This window comes from Mycolicibacterium sp. MU0053 (assembly GCF_963378095.1).
Taxonomy (GTDB): Bacteria; Actinomycetota; Actinomycetes; order Mycobacteriales; family Mycobacteriaceae; genus Mycobacterium; species Mycobacterium burgundiense.
This window is the reverse complement of record NZ_OY726397.1, coordinates 989,078-1,005,369: the sequence shown is the minus strand read 5'-3', so window position 1 is coordinate 1,005,369 and position 16,292 is coordinate 989,078. Positions and strand designations below refer to the sequence as shown.

15 protein-coding genes, 1 tRNA gene, 2 pseudogenes and 1 other annotated feature are annotated in these 16,292 nt (G+C 62.3%); of the genes and pseudogenes, 6 read left to right on the top strand and 12 right to left on the bottom strand.

Annotated elements, in window-relative coordinates; all coding sequences use genetic code 11:
• Positions 1-168: 168 nt before the first annotated feature.
• Positions 169-501 (bottom strand): annotated as a pseudogene (locus tag RCP80_RS26050) (helix-turn-helix domain-containing protein); the annotation flags it as partial.
• Between the two features lie 49 nt (positions 502-550).
• Here RCP80_RS26050 and RCP80_RS04705 point away from each other — a divergent pair.
• The 3 genes from RCP80_RS04705 to RCP80_RS04695 all read left to right on the top strand — a co-directional run bounded on the left by RCP80_RS04705 (position 551) and on the right by RCP80_RS04695 (position 4,035).
• Positions 551-1,812 (top strand): IS3 family transposase gene (locus RCP80_RS04705; RefSeq protein ID WP_308481227.1). Its coding sequence is split into 2 segments (ribosomal slippage): positions 551-854 and positions 854-1,812, totalling 1,263 coding nucleotides; the frame shifts between segments, so codons are not numbered across the junction.
• Positions 850-981 (top strand) — a sequence feature (AL1L pseudoknot). (Overlaps the previous gene by 132 nt.)
• 39 nt (positions 1,813-1,851) lie before the next feature.
• Complete coding sequence (locus RCP80_RS04700; protein WP_308481226.1) at positions 1,852-2,439, top strand: hypothetical protein; 588 nt, start codon at positions 1,852-1,854, stop codon at positions 2,437-2,439.
• A gap of 258 nt (positions 2,440-2,697) precedes the next feature.
• The gene (locus RCP80_RS04695; protein ID WP_308481225.1) at positions 2,698-4,035 is read left to right on the top strand and encodes a hypothetical protein; all 1,338 of its coding nucleotides are present in this window, start codon (positions 2,698-2,700) and stop codon (positions 4,033-4,035) included.
• 91 nt (positions 4,036-4,126) lie between these two features.
• On the opposite strand, the gene RCP80_RS04690 is transcribed toward RCP80_RS04695, so the two are convergent.
• From RCP80_RS04690 to RCP80_RS04650, 9 genes and pseudogenes are all read right to left on the bottom strand, one after another.
• On the bottom strand, positions 4,127-4,531 hold the full coding sequence (locus RCP80_RS04690; protein WP_308481224.1) for a DUF2628 domain-containing protein: 405 nt from the start codon (positions 4,529-4,531) through the stop codon (positions 4,127-4,129).
• 141 nt (positions 4,532-4,672) lie between these two features.
• Positions 4,673-4,780 (bottom strand): annotated as a pseudogene (locus RCP80_RS04685) (TetR family transcriptional regulator); the annotation flags it as partial.
• 380 nt (positions 4,781-5,160) lie between these two features.
• Positions 5,161-6,117 carry an SDR family NAD(P)-dependent oxidoreductase gene (locus RCP80_RS04680; protein WP_308481223.1) on the bottom strand — a complete coding sequence of 319 codons (957 nt, stop codon included), beginning with the start codon at positions 6,115-6,117 and terminating at the stop codon, positions 5,161-5,163.
• A 127-nt stretch (positions 6,118-6,244) separates the two neighbouring features.
• The gene (locus RCP80_RS04675) at positions 6,245-7,792 is read right to left on the bottom strand and encodes an AMP-binding protein (protein WP_308481222.1); all 1,548 of its coding nucleotides are present in this window, start codon (positions 7,790-7,792) and stop codon (positions 6,245-6,247) included.
• A complete protein-coding gene (locus tag RCP80_RS04670) occupies positions 7,792-8,169 on the bottom strand; it encodes a nuclear transport factor 2 family protein (RefSeq protein ID WP_308481221.1) in 378 nt (125 codons plus the stop codon). Before RCP80_RS04670 ends, RCP80_RS04675 begins: the two co-directional genes overlap by 1 nt.
• Before the next feature lie 32 nt (positions 8,170-8,201).
• The gene (locus tag RCP80_RS04665) at positions 8,202-9,827 is read right to left on the bottom strand and encodes a flavin-containing monooxygenase (RefSeq protein WP_308481220.1); all 1,626 of its coding nucleotides are present in this window, start codon (positions 9,825-9,827) and stop codon (positions 8,202-8,204) included.
• A 144-nt stretch (positions 9,828-9,971) separates the two neighbouring features.
• Positions 9,972-10,616, bottom strand: a complete 645-nt coding sequence (locus RCP80_RS04660) for a TetR/AcrR family transcriptional regulator (RefSeq protein ID WP_308481219.1) — start codon at positions 10,614-10,616, stop codon at positions 9,972-9,974.
• 150 nt (positions 10,617-10,766) lie between these two features.
• Positions 10,767-10,840 (bottom strand) — tRNA-Leu (locus RCP80_RS04655).
• Between the two features lie 20 nt (positions 10,841-10,860).
• Positions 10,861-12,072 (bottom strand): tyrosine-type recombinase/integrase, encoded by a 1,212-nt coding sequence (locus RCP80_RS04650; protein WP_064927108.1) that lies wholly within the window; start codon positions 12,070-12,072, stop codon positions 10,861-10,863.
• Between the two features lie 195 nt (positions 12,073-12,267).
• Here RCP80_RS04650 and RCP80_RS04645 point away from each other — a divergent pair, with 195 nt between their 5' ends.
• The 3 genes from RCP80_RS04645 to RCP80_RS04635 all read left to right on the top strand — a co-directional run bounded on the left by RCP80_RS04645 (position 12,268) and on the right by RCP80_RS04635 (position 14,703).
• Complete coding sequence (locus tag RCP80_RS04645) at positions 12,268-12,465, top strand: helix-turn-helix transcriptional regulator (RefSeq protein WP_013471006.1); 198 nt, start codon at positions 12,268-12,270, stop codon at positions 12,463-12,465.
• Between the two features lie 134 nt (positions 12,466-12,599).
• A complete protein-coding gene (locus RCP80_RS04640; RefSeq protein WP_163902134.1) occupies positions 12,600-14,162 on the top strand; it encodes an AICE element replication initiation protein in 1,563 nt (520 codons plus the stop codon).
• Positions 14,163-14,241: 79 nt separating this feature from the next.
• Positions 14,242-14,703, top strand: coding sequence for a transposase (locus RCP80_RS04635; protein WP_126332663.1), 462 nt, complete (start codon positions 14,242-14,244; stop codon positions 14,701-14,703).
• Between the two features lie 4 nt (positions 14,704-14,707).
• Here the strand turns inward: RCP80_RS04635 and RCP80_RS04630 are convergent, their stop codons facing one another.
• Both RCP80_RS04630 and RCP80_RS04625 read right to left on the bottom strand, forming a co-directional pair.
• Positions 14,708-15,574 (bottom strand): hypothetical protein, encoded by an 867-nt coding sequence (locus RCP80_RS04630; RefSeq protein ID WP_163902132.1) that lies wholly within the window; start codon positions 15,572-15,574, stop codon positions 14,708-14,710.
• 118 nt (positions 15,575-15,692) lie between these two features.
• A complete protein-coding gene (locus tag RCP80_RS04625; RefSeq protein ID WP_064927654.1) occupies positions 15,693-16,010 on the bottom strand; it encodes a hypothetical protein in 318 nt (105 codons plus the stop codon).
• Between the last annotated feature and the right edge of the window lie 282 nt (positions 16,011-16,292).

Here is a 16,292-nt window from a genome sequence, read left to right as displayed (position 1 = left end):
GCCCATAATCGGGTCGGGAAGAGCACCACGCTCACCCATAGTGCGCCGCCGCCGCTCACTCACCACCTGGCGTAACGACAAAGTTGCGGCCCCAGGGGGGCAATACGAGGTGCCCGTCATTGTCGTAGCGGTCCATCCGCTCAATCATGGTGTCCCTGTCAGTCCCGTTCGAGTTGGGCGGAGGCGGCCATGACACTGAGCACCGCTATATCCATCGGGCCATCGGTGTGTAGCGCGCCGATGGGCCTCGAAGGGCTGATATGTGCGGCCGACTGGCGTGTTTCGCCGCAGTTCCCGTGAAATCGTCGACGGCGCTCGACCGAGCCGATCGGCGATCGGCGATCGGCGATCGGCGATCGCGCGCATGCTCAGCCCACAGCGACGCAGATCGGCGATCTCAATGCGTTCGTCCTGGAACAGGTACCGCGTGCTGATCCGGCGGATCGCTAGCGGATCCAGCGGCGGGACGAACCCAAACTCGACGCCGTTGCGGTAGTGAATCGCCCTGGAAATGCTGGAGGCTCCTGACCTTGGAAACGAGGATGCAGGTATGCCGAAAGAACAGTCGCCTGGGAAGCCCACGACACGCCGTTACAGTGCTGAGGAGAAGGCTGCCGCGGTGCGGATGGTCCGCACGCTGCGAGAAGAGTTGGGGACCGAGCAGGGCACGGTGGCGCGGGTCGCTCGCCAGCTCGGGTACGGCATCGAGTCGGTGCGATCTTGGGTGCGTCAGGCCGACATCGACGACGGACATGCACCTGGGGTATCTACCTCCGAGTCTCAGCGGGTCAAGGATCTCGAGCAGGAGATTCGAGAACTCAAGCGTGCCAACGAGATCCTGAAACGAGCGGCGAGTTTCTTCGGGGCGGAGCTCGACCGCCAACACAAGAAATAGTCGATTTCATCGACGCCCAACGGGGCGAGTTCGGGGTCGAGCCCATCTGCACCGTCCTGCGTAGCGCAGGTCTGCAGGTGGCCCCGAGCACCTATTACGACGTCAAAACCCGCCCCCTGTCGGCGCGAGCGCAGCGCGATGCGGTCCTGGGGCCGGCGCTGCATCAACTCTGGAAGGACAACTACTGCGTCTACGGCGCCCACAAACTCTGGAAAACCGCCCGGCGTGCTGGTCACGACGTCGGCCGCGATCAGGTGGCCCGGCTGATGCGGGCCGCAGGCATCGAAGGAGTCCGGCGCGGCAAACGTATCCGCACCACCAAACCTGATCCGACGGCGGCCCGGCATCCGGATCTGGTCAAGCGCAAGTTCACCGCGATCGCCCCGAATCAGCTCTGGGTGACCGATCTGACGTTCGTGCCGACCTGGGCCGGGGTCGCGTATGTGTGCTTCATCGTCGATGCCTACTCACGGATGATCGTGGGCTGGCGAGTAGCCTCGCATATGCGCACTTCGACGGTGCTCGATGCAATCGAAATGGCGCGGTGGTCACGCGGAAACACGCTGCCACACTTGGTATGTCACTCCGATGCCGGGTCTCAGTTCACGTCCATTCGCTATGGAGAGCGTCTGGCAGAGATCGGCGCGGTGCCCTCAATCGGAACCGTTGGCGATAGCTTCGATAACGCCCTCGCGGAGACGGTGAACGGCTACTACAAGGCCGAGTTGATCTACGGACCGGCCCGCACCGGGCCGTGGAAGACCGTCGAGGATGTCGAGCTTGCCACCCTCAGCTGGGTGTACTGGCACAACACGAGCCGACTCCACAGCTACCTCGACGACCTACCTCCGACGGAGTTCGAAGCCGCGTTCTACGATGCATCACGGACCGACCAAGCCCTGGTCGGAATCCAATAGCTCGAGCCTCCAGCAAATCCAGGGCGATTCAATTTGGATATGGCGCTGTTCAGCACGAAGACCGACGAAGAGCGCGCAGCCGACGCCGCAAGACAGGCTGAAGCCGCATACAGGGCATCACCACAAGGGAAAGCCGCCCAAGGGTTCGCGCGAGGAGATGAGTTCTTGCAGATTGAGATACCTCACTCATCGATCACAGGCTTCACCAATGCTGCGTTCAATTCCGCCACCAAGGGAACGATCCGCCAAAAGCTGACCCGAACCGACCTGCTCGGTCAGATCGAGGAGACCGGCTGGCGCCTTGTGCATGCCGACTGGGTCTACATCCAGACCGGGCAGAACAGCCGCGACAAATTCCTGGCGTCCGGTCAACACGTGGTTGTGACCGGCGAAGTGATCGGCATCTACCTATTCCGGCGCGACGACAAACGGGTCGAACGCGCCACGGGATCGAAGGCCCTAGAACAGAGCCGAGAATCGCTGCCTGCGGGAATCTCGGACAACGACGAGCTGGCGCGGGTGAAGTGTTTCAAATGCCAACACTCTCAGGACGTTCCCGTCGCGCAGCAGTCCTTTGTCTGTGAGCAGTGCGGCGAGAAGCTCAAACGGAAAGTCGGAGCGACCTAGAACGGCCGTCATGCGTGAGTGTTTTGGGACTGCCCCCAATTTGGCTGACTCCTTGATGACCTGGCTTACCGTTTGGGTTCCAGATTTGGTGACTAACTGACAGCCTGTACGAAAGGCTGACAGCCATGCCCCGCCCCTATCCTGCCGAGTTCTGGGCCCGCGCGACGTGCTCGTGGGCGCCGGCGATAATGCAGAATCGCCTGAACCGCAGGATGGGGACGCGGTCTACTAGCTACAGGCCGAGTGTCGGACAGGGGGATGGTGGGCGAAGTGGTGCAGGCGTACCGGCTGTGGACGCAGGGACGTTCGTGGTGCGACTACGAGGTGACCGTCGACAATGAGTTCTTACCGGCGATTCGCAGTCTGTTCCCGCCGGAGTGGCCCGGAGGGAATCAAGAGGTCTCGCCAGACGTCGAGCTGATCCCAGAGCCAGAAGGGCTGAGAAGCCCGTGGGGGATTTCCGTGCGAGCTGATGGACGGACGGTCGGATACCTCGACGCCGAGGATGCTCCCGCCTGGGCCGGGGTCATTCGGCGCGTCATTGCGTCGGGGTTCGTCCCGACCACTAGCAGTCGCATCGGTGCCTACGAGTACGACGGCTGGGACGGACCGGAGTTCCGGGCCTGGATGCGCATCGCTCTTGGCAAGCCCAGAGAAGCGCTGCCGCTGAACGACCCGCCAGCGGTCCCGTTCACCATGCTGCCGAGGTCCTCAATCGTGCAGGTGACCAAGGAGGACGAACACTTCGGCGAGTTGCTGAAGTTCGTGCCTGCAGGCGGCTACGGAACGTTGTTCGTCACGCTGCACGAGCAGGTATCCGGGGTCAGAGGCAAACCGCACGTCGAAGTGCGTATCGACGATAGGCGCGTTGGACAGCTCACCCCGTCGATGAGTCAGCGGTTCCTGCCGATGATCAGACGCCTGCAGGACAGGGGACTTGTCGCCGCGTCCTGGGGCGACATCACCGGCTCCGCCGTCGCCGCCGAGGTTCGCATCGATGCCGTGAAGGCCAACGAGGCAACCCCTACTGTCTTGGACGGCGCCCCGGTAACGGTGCCTCCGCTCCTGCCGGAGGTGTCGGACCTAGATCGCTACGACCTTTCCGCCATGCGCGGGCGTCTCCGCCCTCTTCCCCTTGTACGACCCGTGTCGGCGCCGATACCGGCGGAGCCACCCGATGGCTCCCTGGTGCGATTCGTGAAGGGGCGCCACTACAACTACGTGGCCGTCCGTCGCGGCGACCGATGGGAGACGACGGCGACCGGCGATTGGGGCTCGATCAACGAAGTTATGCTCTGGCACGACCTGGCGCCCAAGGTTGCCAAGTTCGACATCGCTTCCGCGTGGGCTCCGGTCGATCCGCACGATGATCCGCGCGTACGTCAGCACCTTGCCGTCGTGCGGTTCACCATCAACCGCCGCTATCTGGCGGCGATCAACATCAGCGACGACGAGACGCATGAAGGCAACTGGTACACCACGATCAGCGATGACGCCGAGCAGCAGTTGCCGTTCGGAGACAACGCGGAGTGGTCCGACATCACGCACTACGGCGAATACGTTCAGGTCGTGACGCAGTGGGCGCAGCTAATGTAAAGGTCCGCGAAGATACTTTGAGGCGGTCCACGCGGACACCGCGCGACTCAGTTGACCTGTTGGTTGCGTGCGTCGACTGAACCCATACAGGTCACTTGCGCCGAAGTCCCTCGAGCGGATTCCAGGACTGGCTGCCCTCGACCACGTGGAGGTAATAGGCCCAGTTCGCCACCGTCGCAATGGCACCGGCATAACCGGCGGCAAGTGCGCGGTCCCAACTGTCCGGCAACCCCAGCAGCACCGACATCACTCCCAGCGCCACCGATACGCCCAGCAACGTCAATGCCTTGCGCCACATGCCTTTAGCCAGGAAGTAGAACGGAACGAACAGAAACGCCCAGATATTGAACCCGAGGCACAGCTTTGTACCGAGCGGCAGCGTGCGATAGGCGTCCTTAGCCGCCTGGGTGGAACCGATCGGGCCGTACTGCCGGTAGAAGGCAAACCGCTGCTGCCAGGCAGTCGAAAACTCGGTGGAATCCGGTGCATTCGGCATGGGTGTGACAATACTGATCACCGGCGGTGGCCCCGGCACCAATTTCGCAGGCTGTGGACAGCGCGTCAAGGCTTGAAATGGGACTTGCGGATCTCTCGAAATCAGATCGCCGGTCAGACTTCCAGCTCCGAAGGACACTCACTCGACGACTGCGGTAACCGGATCGGTGAGTCCTCGGGTGTGTTCTGCAACCTGGTCGATGAATCCATCGACCGCCCGCATTGCGCTGGCGATGAGCAGCGGTTCAGCTGGAAGTTGGTCTGCCGCGCAGGACCTGTCCCGGGACGAAGGATGCCGCCAACGCCGAGGATTGCTGCCACTATTTGGCAGCAATCCTCGGTGCTGAGCCGCCATTGTGCTGTTAGGCGGGTGGCTTCGGGCCATCGTCGGCTCTAGGGCTGGCCGAAAACTCGAGGAATAGCCCGGGGCCCGAGGACGGTTACGAAGCGTTCACCCTGCTGTCTGGCGGCGAGAGCAGTGCGGATCCGCCCCCCCGATTCTCGGCGCCTCAGGCAGCGCAGCACACGCACGAGGCGCGGTGCCCAAGTGACGAGCACACTCGCCGCCTCAGCACGTCTTCGAGTCGTATGACCTGACCTCACGAAAAGAGTAGCTGCCCCACATCCAACTCAATCGGCACTGAACAACTTCGCGATCACGGGGCCTTCATCGTTGAGTGTTACCGGGTCGATGAACGTTGAAAGGTCTCGGATCTGCTCAACGTTGTCTCTCAGGTCTTCTGGCCGGTGGATGGGATTGAAATATCCGGAACCGATCACGAATCCGACCCGCGCGACTCTGCCGGAGGTAGTGCTGAAGACATCACCGGAGACTTCGGTACTCCGGTGTGCCAGCCAGACAACGGTTGGGGCCACGATGGATGGCGGCCCGATGGGAACAACACCCTTTCGAATGTCGTCTTGCCAGTCATCGCCGGGGGTTTGCGCTCCTCCGAAGAATTGTTCACTGTTCATCCGGGTGACGGCCATCGGAGCGATGGCGTTGACTTTGATACCGCTGTTCGCACCTTCGATGGCCAAGCACTTGGTCAGCCCTGCGACGCCCAGTTTCGCGGCACCGTAGTGGGCGAGGAAATCGCTGCCGGCGAAGCCGGCGGCCGATGTGGTGTTGACGATACGTCCGCAAGCGTTCCTCTTGAAGACGGGCCACACCGCCTTCGACATGCGGAATGCGCCGCCCATTGTCACTTCGTCCATTCGCTGCCACTGAGCCAAAGTCAGCTCGTCGAACGACGCGTAGGTGATCACCCCCGCGTTGTTCACCACCGCTGAGACCGTGCCGAAAGCGTCCATCGCCGCCTGAACGATCGACTCGGCTCCGCCGTCGATCGATACGTCGGTGGTGTCCGCCAGCGCCCGACCGCCTCGTTCACGGATCTCCGCAACGACCGCGCCAGCAACGTCGTCATCACCGGGGCCTCCATCCGGGGTGAAGCCAGCATCATTGACCACCACGCTTGCTCCACGTTCGGCGAACAGCAGCGCATACTGCCGCCCTAACCCACGGCCCGCGCCGGTTACTATGACAACCTCTCCGTCAAACCTGAGCTCTTCGTTCTGCGGCATATCGTCTCCTCGGGATCGTTGTTACGGGTGGCGAGCAGCGAGCGCCTCCCGATAGTGCAGCCGCAAGGCGCCGACGGAGCGCCCGAAATCAGTCAGAACTTATCGGTGCTTGGCGTCGAGGTGGCGCTCACGGAATGCTCTCTCGCAGAACATTCTTCAGAATCTTCCCCGTCGCATTTCTCGGTAGTTCGTCCACGATGAGAACCCGCGCTGGACATTTGTATCGGGCGAGCCGTTCCCGGCACAGCTCCAGTATTTTCTCGGCCACCGGCGGGTTGCTGCCGTCGCCGGCGGTGACGATCGCCAGGGGAACTTCTCCCCAACGAGCATGCGGCTCGCCGATCACGGCGACCGCCTCGACGCGGGGGTCTTCGGCGATGACCGTTTCGATCTCAGCGCTGTAGATATTCTCCCCGCCAGAGATGATCATGTCTTTCAGCCGGTCGACGACGTAGATGAAGCCCTCTTCGTCGCGTCGCACCAGATCCCCGGAGTGAAACCACCCGCCGGCGAAGGCTTCGGCGGTTTCTTTCGGCCGATTCCAGTAGCCCAGCATCGCGTTGGGCCCCCGGTAGACGATCTCGCCGACCTCGCCAGTGGGGACGTCGCGCATCTCGGTGTCGACGATGCGCAGATCTACCAAGGGTAGGGCCTTACCCACTGACCCGATTTTCCGCGTCGCGTCTTCGCCGCGAAGGACAGTGGTATTCGGGGACATCTCCGTTTGGCCGAAGGTGGAGACGATGTCGACGCCCGGAAATGACTGAATCATGCGCCGCAGCAAGCTGAGTGACGCTGGGGCCGCGGCCCAGGCGATAGCGCGCAGCGGCAGGTTGCGTTGCGGCAGCGTCGGGCTTGCGCACACGTCCTGCCATTGGGTGGGCACCAGGAATGCCGATGTCACACCGTGTTGTTCGACAGTGTCGAGAAAGGTCTCGGCATCAAACGCACCGCTGGGCAGCACTATGGTGGTGTGGCCGACGACCAGGTTCGGAAGCACTGCGCCGAGTGCAGCGATATGAAACAGCGGGGTGCTGATGAGCGAGACGTCACCGTCTCTGGTCGAGGAGAACACCTGTAGGTAGGAGATCGTCTGAGCGATCATGTTCTCCCGGGAAAGCACGGCCCCCTTGGGCTTTCCTGTCGTCCCGGACGTATAGACGATCAGCACTGCCTCGTCGGCGGACGCGGGTTCGGGCGCGCCCCCGTGGTCGATCGTGTCCTCGGTTCGCGCATCGGCTAGAAGCTTCCGCACATCTTCGACCCCCACGGTGACCGAGGCGGTGGCCGCTGCTTCTTGGGTCTTTGCGTGCAACGTAGCGTCCGTGAGCGCCACCGTCGCCGAGCAGTCCGACAGAATGTAGGCGATCTCGCTGGCAGAGAGCCGAAAATTGATCGGAACAGCGATGGCGCCGAGACGGTGGATCGCCAGCAGGGACTCGAGGTAACCGGGTTCGTTCGATTGAACCATCCCGACTCGGCCGCCGCGGGAGACGCCGAGCCCTCTCAGCGAGGCGGCCAACCGGCTGACCCGTTCGCGCAACTCGAGCCACGTGAGAGATTCCGAGCCGACATAGGTTATCGCCACCTCGTCAGGCTTGGTGTTCGCATGCCTTTCGAGCTGAGAAACCCAGTCCAGCGGCGTCCGCGGCGTGGTCGACAGGGCGGGAATCATCAACCGTAGTCTTTCCACTCCACGATGATCCCGTCGTCGTCGAATCGGAGGACGCTGCACAACTGGAGATCAAGGAATTCGCCGGCGGCGCCGAATCCCGGGATGTCCTGCTTGGGATTACCGGTCCAGCGGGCTTCCCTGATCACGACGTTGCCCAGGGCGGTGACGCGGGACGGGGTGGCGAAGTTGCGGTCCGGCATGATCGATTCGACGAATTGACGTAGCACAGCGATCAACTCAGCGCGGTTCTGTGTCGCGAATCCCCGGTTGTTGTGCGCGAAGTCCAGTGTGGGCGACAGCGCTCGTTCCACCGCGTCGATGTCGCCGCTGTTGTATGCGTCGAAAAACTCGTCCGAGATCTTCACGAAGTCGGTCATGGCGTGCTCCCTTGTCGAAAGTCGTTGGGGTTCTATTGGAATTTGAAGCCGGGATAGCCGGCCTTAGCGGACTGTTCGAGTTCGACGAAGTAACCCGGCACGCCGGCGGCGTACAGCACGATTCGGTTGGGCCCATCGGGTGTGTTGGCGCCGAAGAACCACGACCCGGCTGCCTTGCCCTTCTCCAGCAGCGTGGTGTCGACGATGGCCTGCAGCAGGTGCCCCCACTGGTCCATTGCTTCCTGGGTCGGCTCGATGATGCTGACGCCGGTCTGGTCCATGTAGTCGATGACCTCACCGACCCACGTCGTGACGCGCTCGGCGACTGGCGGTGCATTGCCGATCGTGGAATGTGGTCCGCCCACGAGGAAGAAGTTGGGGAAGCCGGTGACGCCGACGCCCATGAGGGTTTGCGGACCCTCCGCCCACACGTCGTTGAGTTTGAGTCCACCTTCACCGCGAACGTCGATCCGCTCCAGCGAGCCTGTTCCCACCTTGAAACCCGTGGCGAAGACCAGGATGTCGAGGTCGAAGACGCCGTTGGTGGTGTTGACGCCGGACTCGGTGACCCGGTCGACCGGATCAACGCTGATGTCGACAAGCGTCACGTTGTCGCGGTTGTACGTTTCGTAGTACTGGCTACCGATCGGCGGGCGTTTGGTGCCGATCGGATGGTTCGTCGGACAGAGCATTTCAGCGACGTCGGGGTCGTGAACAATGGCCCGGATCTTGTTCCGTACGAACTCCGCGGCATATTCGTTCGCCTGCTCGTCGACGAAGAGATCGTCGAAGGTCTCGAAGATGAACCTGAATCCGCCCTTTTCCCAACCCTGTTCGAAGATCCGGTCGCGTTCCTCGGCCGTGACGTCGTTGGCGTTGCGCCCGGCCTGGCGCATCGGGAATCCGAACACCTGGCTGTGGGCGAGCTCCCAGACCCTCTCGTAGTTCTGCTTGATGGCTTTCTGCTGCTCCTCTTCGAGGGGCATGTTCCGTCCCGGAATCACGAAGTTGGGCGTCCGCTGGAAAACTGTGAGGTGCTCGGCGGTGTGCGCGATCTGTGGAATGAGCTGCACGCCGGTCGATCCGGTGCCGATAATGCCCACCCGCTTGCCGGTGAAGTCCACCGGCTCCTTGGGCCAGGCGGACGACATGAACCACTGACCCTTGAAGTCCTCGAACCCCAGGAGATCCGGACGGTAGCCGGCTGCTATCCCACCGGTGGCAGCGACGACGAACTTGGCTCGGTAAGCGCGACCGTCGTCGGTCGTGACGTCCCACCGGTTTCCGGTCGAATCATGCACAATGGCCGCCACTTTGGAGTTGAGTTCGATACTTCCGCGCAAGCCATACCTGTCGGTCACGTACGAGAGGTAGGCCTGAACCTCCTGTTGTGAGGGATAGCGGTCGCGCCAATCCCATTCCTGAAGGAGTTGCGGATCGAAGCTGTAGCAGTATGCCCAGCTCTCGGTGTCAGTCCTGGCCCCCGGGTATCGGTTCCAGTACCAAGTCCCACCGACATCGGAACCCGCTTCGAGTAGATGCGCGCTCAGTCCCTTTGCGCGCATCTCGATGAGCATCCGTAGCCCGGCGAAGCCGGCACCGATGACGAGAACGTCGAAATGGGACTGTTCAGACGGCTTGGATTCTGCCCGGGTCATTGCGTTTCCTATCTCGCGTGCGGTGGGTCACACGCTATGCCATTTATCGACGCGCGTCAAGAGGTGTCTACGCGCGTTGGGAATACTTGACGCGCGTTCGTTCCAGCCTCCGGTCGGGACGAACGGCGGCGAGGGGGTTGGTAATCAGTTGGCGCCGAAGAGGATTTGATCCCATACATAGGCGAGAACGTAGGCAAGGCCGTCGTCGCCGGCGGATTCCTCACTCGCGATCTGACGCATGTCCCGCTCGAGCGCCCTGACGTTCATTCCGACCAGAACCCGGGCAAGCGCTTCGGGTGCGGGTCCCGACGGGGCCAGGCGCACTTCCCATTCACGCTGGATGCGGGTGGCCGAGTCGGTCGCGAACCGTTCGATGTGGTCGTCGAACATGCCCCGGACCTCGTCATCGGTAGAAGCCGCGTCGAACATCGCTGCCATCAGGTGAGCGTGCTCCCGCCAGATCGCCACGATCTGCTCGAAGCTGTCAAAGAGCTGGCTTCGACGCTCAGCAAGGGTTTCGCCGAGCCCTGTCCAAGTCTCGATGATGGTAGTGACCTCGCTGAAAACGTCGCCCAGCATTGCGCCGACCGCCGCGGCTTTGGAGGGGAAATAGAAGTAGAAACTCGACCGCGCGACGCCGGCAGCACGGGTGATGTCAGCAATCTCGATAGTCGCGAACGCGTGCGTGCGAAGTAGGTCCTCCAGCGTTTGGAGGAGAAGTTCACGTCGGACCTCACCTCGCGATGGCCCACCGGTATGTCGCGAACGCGTTGGAAGGGGCTTCGGCATGGTGGGCCACGGTATCGCATGGTGCCGTTAGCCGTAGCCGGCCAGGACGGTGACCACTGCGTCGGGGTCGCGGGTACGGTACCGAGACTCGGGGGACGCGCGGTTGGGCTAATCCGCGACGAACGCGTAGAAGTCAGCGACGCTCTCCGGTGCCCCCACTGGGACTCGAACCCAGACTTGGCGGATTTTAAGTCCGCTGCCTCTGCCAATTGGGCTATGGGGGCGTCGCAGTTCAGAACATAGTTCAGGCCGTTTCAGCCTCATTCTGACGTCCTGAATACCGCAGTGATACCGCAGTGCTATCGATGGCCTTGCCCAGCGCATCTGCCACACCGCTCAAATCGTCGTTGAGCAGGTGGCCGTAACGGTCGAGCGTCATCGCGGCGGTTGCGTGCCCCAGGAGTCTCTGCACGACCTTGACGTTAGCGCCTGCGCTGATCGCCAGCGACGCCGTGGTGTGCCTCAGGCCGTGGGGTACCAGCCCGTCGATACCGACGTCTTCGCACGCGTTGTCGAATGCCCAGCGGTACTCACCGAGTGGTAGGAACCCGCCCTTCCGACTGGGAAACACCAGCGCGTTCGGGTCGGCGGGCAACTCAGTCTTTAGTTTCTTCCAGACAGGTTCAGGCACTGGCACGTGGCGATCCCGCTTCGTCTTGGTCGTCGACTCCACGATGCCCTTACCGGTGACTGCGGTTGCGGACGAGCGCACCGTGAGTACCCGATCCCCCACATGCCGGCGCCGCAACGCGACCGCTTCGCCGAACCTCAGCCCGCAGTAGCCCAGGACCAGTGTCAGAGTCTCGAAACGATCAGCGGCTTTGGCGAGCATCAACAGCTCTGCATGAGTCAAGTAGCGCCGCTCGCGCTCGGCTTGCTCGGGAAGGTCCTCGTCCCGCTTGATCTCGAACGCGACGTTCTTCGCCACCTTGCCAGTCCTTTGGGCGTACTTGAGGACAGCACCTACCAGCTGATGCGCTTGGGTGATTCGACTTGCCGATAGACCGGCTCCGCGTTGCCCACCATCGACCGACAGCGACCCCAACCACGTTGAATAGGCCTCGTAGTCAAGCCTTTTCAGCGGAACACCTTCCCACTTCGGCAAGACTACGGTGTCGAGCAACGAGCGATAGCCTGCGACCGTTTTCGGCTTCCGGTGCTGTTTGGTGGCGAACCACTGCTCGGCGACCGACCCGAACGTCTCCGCGCTCTTTCGCGGATCAACGTATTCACCGCGCTGAAGATCAGCGGTCAGTCCGTTGAGGTATGCCTGCGCATCCGGCTTGCGCTGAAAACTCTTGGTGCGCTCAGCGCCCGTGCTGTCGACCCACCTGACACGCCACCGCGAAACCTTGCCGTATACCGCAGACCGCTCCGTGCGCATGGTGCCGTCTAATTCCTTGACGCGCTTGTGCCAGCGGTCATCAATTCCCGCCCGTTCGTTCCGGGTGATCACGAATCGAACATACCGCAGTAATCCGCGTCATCCGTCCGCTTTGCGATCCATCGTTCTTCGACCTTCGGCCAACTCAATCCGAAGCAGCATGACCGGAAATACTTTTCGGTCAATGTGGCTGTGGTGGTGGACACGGCGCCATAGCCGCAGTCACTGTTGGCTCAGCCAAACCAACCGTAATTCAGGAGGAATCTGATGGAATTGCTAGGAGCCAAGGAAGTCTCGGACCTGACCGGTGTCCCGGTTGGGACGCTGAGGTACTGGCGTCATTCGGACATCGGTCCAGCGAGCTTCACCTTGGGCCGCCGGGTCGTTTATCGACGCGATGAGGTTCTGCGATGGATCTCCCAGCGGGAGAGCACAACCCGGCGCGGAGGCGGCGACGCCGCGTGACGCCGACGTATGAGAAAGACCTCGGGGTCTAGCCGAGGCCTTTCGTTCGAACCACCCGATTACCCAAAACGGAAGTTCCCCATGAGACTAACCCGTCATGCCAGCCTGCGGAAGCACCACAGGCTTGATTGCCTATGAGCAGCAACGCAGATAATGACAAGAAATCCGTCGCCGCACGCCTGGTCACTATGGCCCAAGAACGCTATCTCCTCGGAGTTTCCGAAGACGGCAAGCCCTTCGGCGCCGAACGCAGCCGGCCCCATCTGGCGATACTACTGCGCGCAGGAAAAGCTGGCCTGCGCGCCGAACTCGCCTCCCGGTACTTCAATGACACCGGGACCGTTGCCGGCGGCCAGGCCCTCACCGACGCCACCCTGGTCCTCGAAGGCTTGGCCGCCAACCAGCCCCCGGAGAAACTGCACCTGCGCATCGCCGACCACCACGGCACGAGCTACATCGACACCGGCCGACAAGACGGAAAGGTCATCCGCATCGGCCAGGGTCGATGGACAGTCGCCGACTCAGCTCCGGTTCGGTTCTTGCGGACAGCGCTGACCGCCGAGATGCCTCTCCCACCCGCCAACGGTGACGTCAACAAGCTATGGAACTTCGTTAACGTTGCCGTCGAGGACCAACCCGTGTTGCTTGCAGTGCTCATCGCTGCGCTCGTCCAGTGCGATGTCCCGCACCCTGTGTTGGCGCTGTTCGCCGAGCAAGGCAGCGCCAAAACCACGACGACGCGCATGCTGGTCGATCTCATCGACCCCTCCTCTATTGAAGTGCGCCAGGCGCCCCGCGACGCCGACTCGTGGGTGACCGCTGCCTCCGGTTCCTGGGTAGTGGCCCTGGACAATTTGTCCGCGATCCCACCGTGGTTGTCGGACTCGCTGTGTCGAGCTGCGACAGGCGACGGCAACGTCAAACGCGCGCTCTACACCGATGCGGACCTCGCAGTGATCAAGTTCCGCCGCTGCATCATCGTTAACGGCATCGACGTCGGCGCAATACGTCCCGACCTCGCCGAACGCATGGCAATGGTTGATCTGCGACGCATCGAACGCCACATGCGACAGTCTGAGGCCACTCTGCGACAACAGTGGCGCACGGCTCTACCAGGCATTTTAAGTGGGCTCCTCAACCTGGCCGCCACCGTTCATCAACGCCTCGAAACCATCGTGGTCGATGATGCGCCACGCATGGCGGACTTTGGTCGCGTGCTGGCGGCCGTCGACGAACTTTTGTCGACTCATGGCTTACGCCGCTACATGTCCCGCGCAGATCAGCTCGCGGAGGACAGCTTGTCCGGCGATCTCTTCATCGAACAGCTGCGCCACCACATATTAGAACCGCTGCGCGGACAGTCCGGTGTCGACCTGCTCGCCCTCTTCACCCCGACAGGCGATCACTGGCGACGCCCCAAGGAATGGCCCAAGAACGGCCGCGATGTGACAAGCCTGCTCCGTAGACACGCGCCGGCGCTGCGAAACCTGGGATGGGCGATCGAGAACGACGGAGCCCGCAACCACCGCAACGTCCTGCTGTGGACCATCTATCCACCACACAAAGATGTGGCTGCCCATCAAGCCTCGCAGCCCTCGCGTCCCTCGCTGCTACGGCCCAGTCCCCCCGCAGCGCCCGCCCGAGAGAACCCGACCCCTTCTAGCGCCGACGAGCGCCGCGACGACCTCTCCGCATAACGGCACCCCGCGGTCCAGATTCGACGAGCTGTCGGTGCCTGCAGGCAGTATCAGGAGCAGCCGAGAGGGAGCAGCTGCGATGAGCCTTGATGACGACCTGGAGAACTTGGCCACTGCCGCGGTCAGCGATTGGCCCGAGATCGTATTCTCCGGCCGGCTTGATGCGGCGATCCGCGACCTATACCGGACGCATCTGCGGTTCCCGCCATCCTGGACCCCGGACGAGCGCGATGAGTTCATCGAGGAACGCGCCGACACCGAAGCCCAACGATTGGCCACCCGGTTCGACGACGCCATCGACGTCATGATCGACGATTTCGGCCGGCAGAACGGGTACTTGCCTCATCATGAGTACGCATCAACGATGATCACCAAAGCACGAAAGGACGCCGTTTACGAGTTGGAGGCCAGAATCGAGTACCTAGCCGATGACCTCGCTCAGACGGTTACGCACACCGCTGGCCGTACCGTCGCGAGCATGACCGGGTGCAGTCCCGCCGCACGACGTTCCCATAGAAATGGCCCTCGCCGAATCAGATGACTTCTCACCAACTACGGCGCGGATGAACGGCATTGGACAGGTCACGGGCAGCCGTCAGCGTGGCACGATCAAGTTTCTTGAGCCGAGCCTGCTCTGCCAAGCGAGTAAGCAACCCGCGTAAAGCCTCGCCATCGTCCAGGACGCTGTTGGCGGCATCCACCGGTGCGACGGGCCGGTGCGGCTCGGGTGTTCCCGCAGATTGCTTCTGCGATGCAGCGGCTTTCGGGACTTCGATCACGCGAATCGGCGCCCCGTATCGCTGTGCGGCGATACGGGCCGCCGATGCGTCCCGACGACACGTATCCGAGCAATACAGCCGGCGTCGGCCACGTCTAGGAGTGGCGTCCTCATCGAGCATCACCGCATCGCAGCGGACACACCGAGTCGGATCGTAGGCGCCGCCCTCGCTCTCATTTCTTTCAACACCATCACAGATCGGATCATCGTTGACTGCAGCGCCTTCGGGTACGACATCAGCAGCTCTCGAACGTGCTGCCGGGGAGATTGCCGAATCATGTCCACCCTCGCCCCCGGCCCGGCGCAGCTGTGCCTGAATCTCACGGACATCGACACCGACAAGCTCAGCGATCTGCGCGAAGGTCAGACCACGACCACGCATCTGCCCGACCAGCGCCTGCAGACCACGAAAGTGACCGGCCCTGCGCTTTACGGCATCAGCACGGATGTTCTCCGCCGCCTGGTCAAAACGCTTGCGCTCCCATGAATCAACAGCACCGACTCTATGCAGCGTTGCACGGATCGACTCGGCATCGGACGCATTGGCGCGATCCCGCCGAGCCCGCTCAGCATTCTTCTTGCGCTGCAGTTCGACCGCCCGATACCGGGCCTTCAGCTTCTCGTTCGCTCCCATGCCTGCAACCTACGAACCGACGGACGAAATAGTCCACCACCACAGCCACATTCGCCTACAACCCAGATTCGTGTGCGTTCGCCAACAGGCACAGCCCCGAGGCCTATGTAGCCACCGGTCAAGGCGCGTACGACACAGCCAGCCGAAGCTCATCGACTTCCAGGCCCGTTAGGTGGGCGATGTCGGCCAACGATTGTCCGGAATCAACCATCTGCTTCACCTGCTTGCTGTACGTGCACAGAGACATGGTGAGTTCCGCCGAAGCCTCAACGCGCTCATGGTCATCGATGTCATCGCCAGCCGCCGAGAGAGTCTCGAGCTTCCACACTTTCACCTCGGCAACGCCAGCCAGTGCACGTGTGAGGATCACGCCATCGGCCATATTGGCCAACTCCCGTTCGGCGTCGGCATTGTCGGTACGCGTTTTCCTATCCACGGCCGAACGATAGGACCCCGCTCCTGTCGGCGGCCACCACCACAGCCATATTCGCCCAAAGTAAAGCGAGCCACCGACAGGCTCCCCGAGGGCTACTCAACCGCACGTGATCCCGACGTGCCGTTTCCAAGGGCGTGTTGCCGCCTTCACGCACGGCCAAGCGGCAACGGCCAGACAGGCACACACCTCTTGCACTCCGGGGCCAGCACGATCACTTAACGACGGACGATATTCGGGTAAAGATCCGCGGCGCGGACACCCCGCGCCCCAAGCAGTGCGAGA

Bases quoted from the DNA above. Each gene is read 5' to 3' on its own strand.
- RCP80_RS04700 (WP_308481226.1), top strand. From the start codon at position 1,852: ATGGCGCTGTTCAGCACGAAGACCGACGAAGAGCGCGCAGCCGACGCC.
- RCP80_RS04695 (WP_308481225.1), top strand. From the start codon at position 2,698: ATGGTGGGCGAAGTGGTGCAGGCGTACCGGCTGTGGACGCAGGGACGT.
- RCP80_RS04690 (WP_308481224.1), bottom strand. From the start codon at position 4,531: ATGCCGAATGCACCGGATTCCACCGAGTTTTCGACTGCCTGGCAGCAG.
- RCP80_RS04680 (WP_308481223.1), bottom strand. From the start codon at position 6,117: ATGCCGCAGAACGAAGAGCTCAGGTTTGACGGAGAGGTTGTCATAGTA.
- RCP80_RS04675 (WP_308481222.1), bottom strand. From the start codon at position 7,792: ATGATTCCCGCCCTGTCGACCACGCCGCGGACGCCGCTGGACTGGGTT.
- RCP80_RS04670 (WP_308481221.1), bottom strand. From the start codon at position 8,169: ATGACCGACTTCGTGAAGATCTCGGACGAGTTTTTCGACGCATACAAC.
- RCP80_RS04665 (WP_308481220.1), bottom strand. From the start codon at position 9,827: ATGACCCGGGCAGAATCCAAGCCGTCTGAACAGTCCCATTTCGACGTT.
- RCP80_RS04660 (WP_308481219.1), bottom strand. From the start codon at position 10,616: ATGCCGAAGCCCCTTCCAACGCGTTCGCGACATACCGGTGGGCCATCG.
- RCP80_RS04645 (WP_013471006.1), top strand. From the start codon at position 12,268: ATGGAATTGCTAGGAGCCAAGGAAGTCTCGGACCTGACCGGTGTCCCG.
- RCP80_RS04640 (WP_163902134.1), top strand. From the start codon at position 12,600: ATGAGCAGCAACGCAGATAATGACAAGAAATCCGTCGCCGCACGCCTG.
- RCP80_RS04635 (WP_126332663.1), top strand. From the start codon at position 14,242: ATGAGCCTTGATGACGACCTGGAGAACTTGGCCACTGCCGCGGTCAGC.
- RCP80_RS04630 (WP_163902132.1), bottom strand. From the start codon at position 15,574: ATGGGAGCGAACGAGAAGCTGAAGGCCCGGTATCGGGCGGTCGAACTG.